This window comes from Streptomyces roseochromogenus subsp. oscitans DS 12.976, assembly GCF_000497445.1.
GTDB classification, from domain to species: domain Bacteria; phylum Actinomycetota; class Actinomycetes; order Streptomycetales; family Streptomycetaceae; genus Streptomyces; species Streptomyces oscitans.
In genome coordinates, this window is the sequence record NZ_CM002285.1 from 3,071,581 (window position 1) to 3,082,196 (window position 10,616).

The 10,616-nt window shown below is 71.3% G+C and carries 10 protein-coding genes; 4 read left to right on the top strand and 6 right to left on the bottom strand.

Translation table 11 applies throughout. The annotated features are described in order from the left end of the window. The first annotated feature begins 75 nt into the window (after positions 1-75). Positions 76-1,131: a C40 family peptidase gene (locus M878_RS62955; protein WP_023546800.1), complete on the top strand. Its 1,056-nt coding sequence runs from the start codon at positions 76-78 to the stop codon at positions 1,129-1,131. Here the strand turns inward: M878_RS62955 and M878_RS62960 are convergent. Genes M878_RS62960 through M878_RS62980 form a run of 5 tightly spaced genes read right to left on the bottom strand, consistent with a single transcriptional unit; the run spans position 1,104 to position 6,918 of the window. Then, positions 1,104-2,357, bottom strand: a complete 1,254-nt coding sequence (locus M878_RS62960; RefSeq protein ID WP_023546801.1) for a styrene monooxygenase/indole monooxygenase family protein — start codon at positions 2,355-2,357, stop codon at positions 1,104-1,106. The genes M878_RS62955 and M878_RS62960 overlap by 28 nt on opposite strands. Positions 2,358-2,392: 35 nt before the next feature. Continuing rightward, positions 2,393-3,052 (bottom strand): GTP-binding protein, encoded by a 660-nt coding sequence (locus tag M878_RS62965; RefSeq protein WP_023546802.1) that lies wholly within the window; start codon positions 3,050-3,052, stop codon positions 2,393-2,395. Further along, on the bottom strand, positions 3,033-3,452 hold the full coding sequence (locus tag M878_RS62970) for a DUF742 domain-containing protein (protein ID WP_023546803.1): 420 nt from the start codon (positions 3,450-3,452) through the stop codon (positions 3,033-3,035). Before M878_RS62970 ends, M878_RS62965 begins: the two co-directional genes overlap by 20 nt. Then, positions 3,449-3,955, bottom strand: a complete 507-nt coding sequence (locus M878_RS62975; protein ID WP_023546804.1) for a roadblock/LC7 domain-containing protein — start codon at positions 3,953-3,955, stop codon at positions 3,449-3,451. Before M878_RS62975 ends, M878_RS62970 begins: the two co-directional genes overlap by 4 nt. Next, on the bottom strand, positions 3,952-6,918 hold the full coding sequence (locus M878_RS62980) for a sensor histidine kinase (RefSeq protein WP_209445520.1): 2,967 nt from the start codon (positions 6,916-6,918) through the stop codon (positions 3,952-3,954). Before M878_RS62980 ends, M878_RS62975 begins: the two co-directional genes overlap by 4 nt. A 372-nt stretch (positions 6,919-7,290) precedes the next feature. Here M878_RS62980 and M878_RS62985 point away from each other — a divergent pair, with 372 nt between their 5' ends. Continuing rightward, positions 7,291-8,079 (top strand): protein phosphatase 2C domain-containing protein, encoded by a 789-nt coding sequence (locus M878_RS62985; RefSeq protein WP_031224864.1) that lies wholly within the window; start codon positions 7,291-7,293, stop codon positions 8,077-8,079. Between the two features lie 19 nt (positions 8,080-8,098). On the opposite strand, the gene M878_RS62990 is transcribed toward M878_RS62985, so the two are convergent. After that, positions 8,099-8,590, bottom strand: a complete 492-nt coding sequence (locus tag M878_RS62990; RefSeq protein ID WP_023546807.1) for a MarR family winged helix-turn-helix transcriptional regulator — start codon at positions 8,588-8,590, stop codon at positions 8,099-8,101. Between the two features lie 242 nt (positions 8,591-8,832). Between M878_RS62990 and M878_RS62995 the strand changes: the two genes are divergently transcribed. Together M878_RS62995 and M878_RS63000 are read left to right on the top strand one after the other, a co-directional pair. Beyond that, positions 8,833-9,666 (top strand): lysozyme, encoded by an 834-nt coding sequence (locus M878_RS62995; RefSeq protein WP_023546808.1) that lies wholly within the window; start codon positions 8,833-8,835, stop codon positions 9,664-9,666. Positions 9,667-9,779: 113 nt separating this feature from the next. Continuing rightward, on the top strand, positions 9,780-10,616 hold an 837-nt coding region (locus M878_RS63000; RefSeq protein ID WP_023546809.1), incomplete at its 3' end, for a PAS domain-containing protein.

The following is a 10,616-nucleotide window of genomic DNA, read 5'->3' on the forward strand; positions in this document are numbered from 1 at the left end:
CACGTACTACATCTGATTATCGCGGTGCGATAGGAGGCGAACAGCCGCCCTCCTCCCTGCACCCGAGGTGATGACGTGTCAGGAACGCTTCCGCGCCTGGCCTGTACGGCCGCGCTGGCGGCCCAGGCCGTCCTCGCGCCCGTACCCGCCGCAGCCGCACCGCGCCCGCAGCGGTCCGTGTCCCAGTTGCTGACAGATCTTCAGCAGCTGTACCGGCAGGCCGAACAGGCCACCGAGACCTACAACGCCACCGCGGAGAGACTGCGGCGGCAGCGCGCCGAGGTGAACCGGCTCGACGGCGAACTGGTCCGCGCCCGGCTCGCCCTGCAGGACAGCCGGGCCGACGCCGGCCGGCTGGCCCGCCGCCAGTACCAGAGCGGCGACGCCGACGGCCTCGGCCCGTACGTCCGGGTGCTCCTCGCCCCCGACCCGCAGCACGCGCTGGACGAGGGGCATGTCATCGGTGAACTGGCGCGCGAGCAGGCCCGGACGGTGAGCCGGCTGACCGCCGCTGAGCAGCGGAAGGATGCCCTGGCCCGGGCCGCCCGCACGGCTCTGGACACCCAGCTGACCCTCGCCGACCAGCAGAAGAGGCAGCGCGACGATGTCCGGACCAGGCTGGCCGCCGTGGAACGCCTGCTGGCCTCTCTCACCCCGGCCCAGCTGGCCGCGATTTCCGCCATGGAGCAGCAGGGTGTCGCCGCGGCCCAGCAGCAGCTCGCCGCCTCGGGGGTCCTGCCCACGGAACACACCGCCTCCGCCGAGGGCGGCCGCGCGGTCCGCTACGCCATGGACCAGCTCGGCAAGCCGTACGCTTGGGGCGCCGAGGGCCCGGGCGCGTACGACTGCTCGGGCCTCACCTCACAGGCCTGGGAGCACGCGGGCACCCCCATCCCCCGCACCAGCCAGGAACAGTGGCAACTGCTGCGAAGAATCCCTCTCGGCCGGCTGCGGCCCGGTGACCTCGTCATCTACTTCCCCGAGGCCACGCATGTGGCGATGTACGTGGGGGGCGGCGAGGTCGTGCAGGCGCCGAGAACGGGCGAGACGGTGAAGGTCTCCCCGCTGGCGTCCTATCCGGTACTCGGCGCGGTACGCCCGGATCAGGCCCCGGAGACCGAGGCCAGGTAGGCGCCGGTCTTCTCGGGGTCGTAGAAGAAGTTCTCGAAGTCGGCCGGGTCGTTGAACGCGTTGGCGAACCGGTCGGCCACCGGCTGGAGCTGGCCGGCCGCGCCGATGAGGTTCAGGATGTGCTCCGGCGGCGGCGCCAGCATCGCGTTGGTCCACTTGGTGACGTGCTGAGCCGTCGCCCAGTACCGGTCGAACGTCGCCTGCATCCAGGCCTCGTCGAACTCCTGGTCCCCGTGTTCGAGGATCGAGGCGAGGTAGGCGGCGGCGCACTTGGACGCCGAGTTGGAGCCCTGGCCGGTGATCGGGTCGTTGGCCACGACGACGTCGGCGACACCCAGGACCAGACCGCCGCCGGGGAGGCGGCCGATGGGGTTGCGGACCGTCGGCGCGTAGCGGCCCGCCAACGTGCCACCGGCATCGGTCAGTTCGGCCTTCGTCGCCCGCGCGTACTCCCAGGGCGTGAACTTCTCCATGAGTTCCAGGGTCAGGGAGAGGTGCTCCGCCGGGTCCTTGACGCCGTTGAAGACATCGAGGGGGCCGCCGGGTATGCCTTCCCAGAAGAGGATGTCCGCGCGGCCTGAGGTGGTGAACGTCGGCATGATGAACAGCTCGCCGACACCGGGGACCAGGTTGCAGCGGACCGCGTCGAACTCGGGGTGCTCGGGGCGCGGGCCGAGCCCGTGGACGTACGCCACCGCGAGGGCGCGCTGCGGCTCGCTGTACGGGGAGCGCGAGGCGTCACGGCCGAACATCTGGACCAGCTCGCCCTTGCCGGCCGAGACCAGGACGAGGTCGTAGGTGCGGGAGAAGTAGTCGAGGTCGCCGACCGCCGCGCCGTGGATGACCAGCTGGCCGCCGCGCTGGGCGAAGGTCTCCATCCAGCCGGCCATCTTCACCCGCTGGTCGACCGACTGCGCGTACCCGTCCAGCGCGCCCACCCAGTCGATCGCCCGCTGGGTGGGGCCCGGGTCGTGCGAGCCGGGGGCCGCGACCGAGACGCCGAGTCCCTCGATCTTCGGGGCCTGGGACTCCCAGAAGTTCAGCTGGAGGTCGCGCTCGTGCTGCAGCGCCGTGTGGAACATGCACTGCGTCGACATGACCCGGCCGGTGCGGATCTCGTCCGCGGTCCGGTTCGACATCAGGGTGACCTCGTAGCCGTGCGACTGCAGGCCGAGGGCGAGCTGGAGGCCGGACTGGCCGGCTCCGACGACGAGTATCTTCCGCATGCGGGTGGGGACTCCTAACGGGTACTGCTCGGGGACTACTCGGGGGTTTCGTCCAGCGCGTGGCCGACCAGGGCCAGCAGTGTCTCGATGACCGAAATACGACGCCGCGCATCCATGATCATGACAGGGACGTGCGCGGGGATCGTCAGCGCCTCCCGTACGTCCTCCGGCTCGAACAGCTCGCTGCCGTCGAAATGGTTGACCGCGACGACGTACGGCAGCCCGCAGCTCTCGAAGTAGTCCAGCGCGGGGAAGCAGTCCTTCAGACGGCGGGTGTCGGCCATCACGACCGCACCGATCGCGCCACGCACCAGGTCGTCCCACATGAACCAGAACCGCTGCTGGCCCGGCGTGCCGAACAGATAGAGCACCAGGTCGTCGTCGAGCGTGATACGGCCGAAGTCCATGGCCACGGTGGTGGTGAGCTTGCCCGGCGTGGAGGTGAGGTCGTCGGTCTCCTCGCTCGCCTCGGTCATCAGCGCCTCGGTCTGCAGGGGCGTGATCTCCGAGACGGAGCTGACGAGGGTTGTCTTGCCGACACCGAAGCCTCCCGCCACGACTATCTTCGTCGCGATGGGGGCGCGGGTGCGGTCCGTCTGCCAGGACCTCAGGTCCTCGTCGGGCTCGGTCAATCCGGCGACGCGAGGGGTGCCTCCGACGGCGGAGGCGGCGGCGTCAGAGACGGCGGAGTCCACTCAGCACCCTTTCCAGCAGCGCGCGGTCCGGGCGGCCGGTGCCGTGACCGGTGCCGGTGCCGTACACACGGATCTTTCCCTGGTCCGCGAGGTCGCTCAGGAGCACGCGGACCACGCCGAGCGGCATCTTCAGCAGCGCGGCGATCTCGGCCACCGTGCGCATACGGCGGCACAGTTCGACTATGGCCCGCATCTCCGGCATGACACGGCCCTGTGAACCCGTGAGGGAACCATTCATCAGTTCCTTGCGCTCTTCCGGGGCTTCGAGCGCCGCCACGAACGTCTCCACGAGGAGGACGTGGCCGAAGCGGGTACGGCCGCCCGTGAGCGAGTAGGGGCGGACGCGGGCGGGTTTGCGGTCGCCGCCGCGCACGGGGAGTTTCTCGGGCGTGCCGCTCATCGGGTGCTCCCCGTCGACCGCGGTTCCTGGGACTCCAGTGATTTCCGGAGCTCGCTGCGGAGTTCGGGGGTCAGTACGTGGCCGGCGCGGCCGACGAACAGCGCCATGTGGTACGCCACCACGCTCATGTCGCACTCGGCGGAACCGTGCACGCCGAGCAGCGAACCGTCACTGATCGACATCACGAACAGGCTGCCCTCCTCCATCGCGATCATCGTGTGCTTGACCCCGCCGAACTCCATCAGCCGGGCGGCGCCGACGGTAAGGCTGCCGATGCCGGAGACGATGGTGGCGAGGTCTGCGGAGGAGCCCCTCGGACCCTTCGCCGGGCGCCTTTCGCGGGATTCCGCAGTGCGGGCGGGGTCGGAGGAGAGCAGGAGCAGGCCGTCGGAGGAGACCACGGCGACGGACTGGATGCCGGGGACTTCCTCGACCAGGTTGGTCAGCAGCCAGTGCAGGTTGCGGGCCTCACTGCTCAGTCCGAAGGTACTGGGCGCGGTCAACTGCTTGCCTCCTCGACGGTGCCCCCCGTAGCTGGTGTCCTGAACTCGCCGGTCTGTTCGGCGATCTCCGCCTCGACGTCGTGGTAGCCGGCCTGAGCGCCGCGGCGGAAGCCGCCGAGTCTCCTGCGGAGGGCTTCGGCGTCGACAGTGCCGGTCCGCTGGCGCGGAGCCTGCTCTGGTGCGGTGATCTTGGGTGTGCGCTTGGGGAGGCCCTTGGCCGTGACCGCCTCGGCTTCGCCTTCGTCGGGGAATTCGCTCCCACGCGCACCACCCGTACCACTTTCGTCGCCGGGTGCGGGTGGCCCCTGTGGGGCGTCCCCGCCATCGGCGGCCGCCGGGTCCATGGGTGCCGAGCCCGCTCGGTCGGCCGTGGGACCTGCCATGCCGGCCGTCAGATCTGTCCTACCGGCCCCGGCCCTGGGATCCGCCATGTCGGCGCCGGCCGTCGGATCCGTCTCGCCGGCCATGGGATCCGGCCTGGAGTCCGCCGTGATGTCCGGGAGCAGGAGCTCCATCGTCGACTCGGCAAACGTTTCCGGCGGAGCCTTCGGGCGGGTTTCCGTGTCCTGGGTGACCGGGGCGGCCTGTTCGTGGACCGCGTGCTCCGACGGGACGTCGGCAGCATGACCCGTCGGGACCGTCGGCTCTGCGGGCTCCGTGGGCTCTGCCGGGCCTTCGGGGGCGTCGGCGGCGTCCCGGACCGCGCGTTCCGCCAACGCGACCAACAGGTCCGTGTCCTTGGTGCGGCCGTGCAGGACGTTGGAGTTGACCTCGGCGTCGGCACCCGGGAGGGAGAAGGCGGCCGTGGAGCTCATGGAGGTGGTCTGCGGGGGCAGCGCGGCCGGCGGGGCCTCGGCCAGGAGGGTGGCCGGCAGGACGACGACCGCGGCGATGCCGCCCTGCTTCTGCTCGCGCAGCTGAACGCGGACACCGTGGCGGTGGGCGAGCCGGGCGACGACGTACAGGCCGAGGCCGAGGCCGTCCGCGGCCTCCTGGTCGTACGGCGACTCGGGGTCGAAGTCGGCGAGGCGGGTGTTGAGGCGCTCCAGCCGGTCGGTCGCCATGCCGATGCCCTCGTCCTGGACGGACAGCATCACCTCGCCGCTCTCCAGCAGCCAGCCGGAGACCTCCACCGGCAGCTCCGGCGGGGAGAACGAGGTGGCGTTCTCCATCAGTTCGGCCAGCAGGTGGGAGAGGTCGTCGGCGGCGAAGCCCGCCACGTGGGCGTGCGGCGGGAGCGCGGCGATGCGGACGCGTTCGTAGCGCTCGATCTCGCTGACGCCCGCCCGGACCACGTCGACCAGCGGAACGGAGCCGTGGTGCTGCTGGACGTGCTCGGCGCCGGCCAGCACCAGCAGGTTCTCGCTGTGCCGGCGCATGACCGTGGCGAAGTGGTCCAGCTTGAAGAGGGTGGCGAGACGGTCGGGGTCGTGTTCGCGTTCCTCCAGGCCCTCGATCACCGCGAGCTGGCGTTCGACCAGGCCGAGGGTGCGCAGCGAGAGGTTCACGAACGTGTTGCCGATGCTGGTGCGCAGCCGCTCCAGCTGCTCGGCGGCCTGGCTCAGCTCGGCTTGCAGGGCCTCACGGGCGTCGGCCATCTTCTGGCGCTGGCCGACCAGGTGCTTGCGGTCGGTCTCCAGGGTGGTGACCCGCTCGTGCGCGGTGACGGTCTGCTCGCGCAGGGCGACGGCGTGTGCGTGCAGGGCGTTGACCGAGCGGACGACCTGGGCGAACTCGTCGTTGCGGCCGGTGAAGGCGATCGGCTCCTGGGCGGCCGGGTCCGCGGACTCCGCCAGGCGGGCCGAGCCGCGCCGCAGGACGGACAGCGGGCGGGTCAGCGTGCGGGCCATGGCCGTGGCGAGGCCGACGGCCACCAGCATCAGGGCGCCGAGCACGGCGATGCGGATCTCCAGGGCCGTGACGTCGTCGTCCCGGAGTTTCGCCAGGTCCTTGGTGCGGTGGTCGTAGAGGGCCGATTCGGCGCCGCGCATCAGGTCGACGCGGGCGGACAGGGCCGCGTCCAGCTTCTTGGTGCTGGTGGTCAGCTCGCTGTCGGCCAGCGTCGGCTGGTCGGTGAGCGTGGCCAGGTACTTGTCCGCCGAGTTGACGTCGGAGCCGGTGACCGTGGAGTCGTAGGCGTCGACGGCCGTCTTGGGGGCGGTGGCACGGAAGTCGGCGAGGGCCGCGTCGGCGCGCAGCCGGGCCTGCTGGGCGGCGGCGGTCAGTTCGTCGCGCTGTTTCGCATCGGCCGCGGAGGCGGTGGAGGTCGTGCTGGGCAGGCCGGTGACGGGGTTGATCACCGTCCGTGAGACGGACGGCACGTTCAGCGCGGCCAGCAGCAGACCGCGGGCGGCGGCGGACTGCTGGACGGCGGAGTCGAGTTCGGCGAGCGCGTGGGCGCCGGACCCGGCCCGCGGGGGTGTCTGGTCGGCCAGCTGCTCGGCGAGCCGGTGCAGTTCGGTGATGGCCGCCGAGTAGGCCCGGTGGGCCTGGAGGGCGCTGCTCTTGCCGGTGAGGGCGTCGTGCCGGACGGCGGCGATGCCGTCGAGCTCGCCTCGCAGGTCCGCCGGGGTGTCGCTCTCGGCGCGCAGGTCCTCGACCTGCCGGTCGACCCGAGCGCTGCGGTCCTCGGAGGGGGCCTTCGCCTGGGGCCGCCCTGCCGCGATGTAGGAGGTGACCTCGTCACGCTCGTCGGCCAGGGAGTGCGCGAGGGCGAGGGCGTCCTCGGTGCGGCCGGACAGCGTCACCAGGTCCTGGGAGTCGCTGACGTCCTGGGAGGCGGAGAGCAGGGAGGGCGCACCGGCTCCCGCGACGGCGGCGGCCACCACGGCGACGGCGACGATCAGCCGCGTGCGCACATGGACGGGGCGGCCGGTGCCCACGGGGTTGTGCTGGACGGTCCCTTCGGGGGCCGTCTGCCTGCCTGTGCGCCGAGGCCGCTTCATCTGCACCGGTGCTCGCATTCCTGAACTCGTCTACCCAAGGACCCGGGTGGCGCCCCGTCAGCCCTGTGCCAAGTGGTGCCTACATCCGGTTCGTACGGTTCCCGACCCTCCCAGCGCCGGTGGGCAGTGGTCGTTCATCACCTGACCCGCCACCCGAAGGAGTGAACATCGGAGGAGAGTTGGCGGGCAAGTTCCCGTGGAGCGGGCGCGTCTCATGCGCGGCACGCCGGTTGGACGCGCGCGGCAGGCTTTGGCAGTATTCGCCACCACGCCTGGCCGGAGCGGCGCATTCCCTCCCAAAACAGGCGCCTGACCTGCGAGGTCGCATCAATTCGAAGGCGGTTGCCAGCCTTTGGCGAGTTCTGTGAAGGGCTCGTGCAGACTGGCCGGATGCGAACTGATCTCGTTTCGGAACCCGGCGACGCGAACCGCCCCAACGAGGACTTCGCCGGTGTCGGACTACCCGCCTCCGGACAGGGAGGTTGCGTGATCGTCCTGGACGGAGTGACTCCACCGAAGGGTGAGACGGGGTGTCTGCATTCGGTCCCCTGGTTCACCACACGGCTCGGTGGCGCGCTGACCGAACTGACCGTTTCGAGCAGAGATCTGACGCTCCCGGAGATCCTGGCGCGGGCGATCGGCCGCACCGCCGGGGCCCATGCGCAAACCTGTGAACTTTCTCACCCGCGAACTCCTCAGGCGACTGTCGCCCTGGCCCGCTGGTCCGCCGAAGCGGTCGAGTACCTGGTGCTGTCCGACTCCGCGCTGCTGCTGCAGGGTGCAGACGGGACGGTGACCCCGGTCCTGGACGACCGGCTGGACCGGCTGCCGCGCTCCGCGCTCGCCACCGAGGCACAGGTGGACGCCACACTGCGCAACAAGGAGGGCGGTTTCTTCACGGCCGCCGCCGATCCCTCGGTGGCCGCCCGCGCGGTAGCCGGCACCGTGCCCCGCCGTGAGGTGCGTGCCCTGGCCGCGCTGACGGACGGTGCGGCCCGCTGGACGGAGAAGTTCCACGAGGGCGACTGGCGGGCCCTGTTCGAGATGGTCGCGAAGGACGGCGCCCGGTCGCTGGTGGACCGGGTGCGGGAGCTGGAGACTGCGGACCGGGAGGAGCGTGCGTTCCTGCGGCGGAGCAAGACGCACGACGACGCGACGGTGGTGTACGTGGAGCTGTGAGCGCTCGTCCGGCTCCGCCCTACTTCTCCATGACGCCGTTCAACTGATTCAGCAGCCGGGCCAGTTCCGCGACCTCCCTGCGGTCCCAGTGGGCGAGCTGGCTGACGTAGCGGGCGCGGCGCGCCTCGCGGACCTTGCCGACCCGGCCGCGTCCCTCGTCGGTCAGGGTGACGAGCCAGGCGCGACCGTCGGCGGGGTCGGGTTCGCGGGCGATCAGGCCCAGTTCCTCCAGGGCCCGCAGCTGGCGGGACATGGTGGCCTTGCCGACGCCGATGTAGCCGGCGAGTTCCGTGGCCCGCTGGCCGCCGCACTCGTCCAGCCGGATGAGCAGGCCGTACGCGGAGGACTCCAGGTCGGGATGGACCTCGCGGGCCATCTCGCCCTGGTTGGCCCGGGCTCGCCGCAGCAGCACGGTCAACTCCCGCTCCAGTGCCAGGAATTCCTGGTCTGCACCACTGGGCGTCACCTGGTGGGCGCCGCTGTGTGCGTCGCCGTTTCCGTCCTCGTGCACGTCAGCACCCCTGCTCGGTTTCGCGGTCCTGAAAGTTTCTGCCAAAAGTCGTCATTGCCGCAGCTCTGTAAGTATTTCGCAGGCGTAGACCAACGACAGCGCCCGGACCCCCTTCCCACGCCGTCATCTACGTGCGTAGCTTCTTTATCAGGCCATAACTGGCATGCCCACGCCAGTACGGCATCGGTACACGGTCACTGCCACGTTCCCCCTCCCTCCACCCCACTCCCCGGAGGCACGTCATGTCCGTGCACAGACCCGGCTCCGGCCGTCCCGTCCGACCGCGCCCGCTCGCCGTCCTCGTCACGGCCCTCCTCGCGGCGCTCTCCCTCACCCTTCCTCTCACCTCTGCCCACGCCGCGACCACGCCCAGGCGCGGCTCCGCCTACATGGGCATGGGCGTCCCCGCGCACGACGGGCGGCACGGAGCCCCCACCTCCGCCGGCGTCACCCAGACCGAGGGCGTGGACGTCTCCGCCTACCAGGGCAACGTCGCCTGGTCGACCCTGTGGAGCAGCGGGGTGCGCTGGGCCTACACCAAGGCGACGGAGGGCACGTACTACACGAACCCGTACTTCGCGCAGCAGTACAACGGCTCGTACAACGTGGGCATGATCCGCGGCTCCTACCACTTCGCGACCCCGGACACCACCAGCGGCGCCACCCAGGCGAGCTATTTCGTCAGCCACGGCGGTGGCTGGTCCAAGGACGGCAAGACCCTCCCCGGCGCGCTCGACATCGAGTGGAACCCGTACGGCGCTGCCTGCTACGGCAGGACCGCGAGCGAGATGGTCAGCTGGATCGCCGACTTCATCACCACGTACAAGTCCCTGACCAGCCGGTACCCCGTGATCTACACGGCGACCAGCTGGTGGACCCAGTGCACCGGCGACTACGGCGGTTTCGCGGCCAACAACCCGCTGTGGATCGCCCGGTACGCCTCGGACCCGGGGACGCTGCCGGCCGGCTGGTCGTACTACACGATGTGGCAGTACACCTCCTCCGGCCCGACGGTCGGCGACCACGACAAGTTCAACGGCGCCCTGGACCGGGTGCAGGCACTGGCGAACGGCTAGCACCGGCTGGGGGCGCGCCGTGGCCGTTTCCATGGTGACTGCGTTGGTGCTCCGCGCGGCTCGGGATCATGCTGGTCAGTAGAGCATGCCGAGCAAGGGCGAGATGATCGGCGATGGAGCGACAGTCGACATACACGGCCACGGCCACCATCGATGAGCACGGCATCCTCACGAGCTGGAGCGAAGGCGCGGAGCGGCTGCTCGGCTACGACTCCCCGGCCGTCGTCGGTCGGCCGGCCACCGCGCTGCTCGCCGCCGACGGCTCGACGGCCCGGCGGATCCTCGCCGGGCGCGAGCGCTGGAACGGCACCGTCCCGCTGCGGCACCGCGACGGCCGGCTGCTGGAGCTGGGCGTGCTCGCGCACCGCCGGATCTCGGCCGCCGGCGTCACCGACTGGCTCGTGGTGAGCGCCGTGACGGCCCGGCCCGGGCCGCCCCGCGGCGAACCGCTGGAGGAGTGGACCTTCCTGCAGTCCCCCTTCCCCCTGGCGATCTTCGACGCCGACCTGCGGCTCGTGCGCGCCAACCGCCGCATGGAGCACGCCCTCGCCCTGCCCGAGGCCGCCATGCGCGGACTGCGGCTGCCGCACATCCTCCCCGGTGCCGCGAGCGAGGAGGCCGACCGGTCGATGCGCCAGGCGCTGGAGTCCGGCCGGCCGCAGGAAACCCAGGCCCGGCTCGGCCCGGAGTTCGGCCGTACCACCATGTTCAGCCCGCTGAAGGACGCCGGCGGCCGGGTGCGCGCCGTCTGTCTGTCCACGGAGGTGCCCGCCCCGGACTCCGCCGGCCGGCCGCGCCCGCCGGGCGAGAGCGGCTCGCGTGTCGGCTCGGCGGCGGACCAGGCCCGCGCCGCGCAGGAACTGGGCGAGGTCACCGTCCCCCGGCTCGCCGACGTCATGGCGGTCGACCTGCTCGACTCCCCGCGCGACGCGGACGAGGACCCCGCCCCC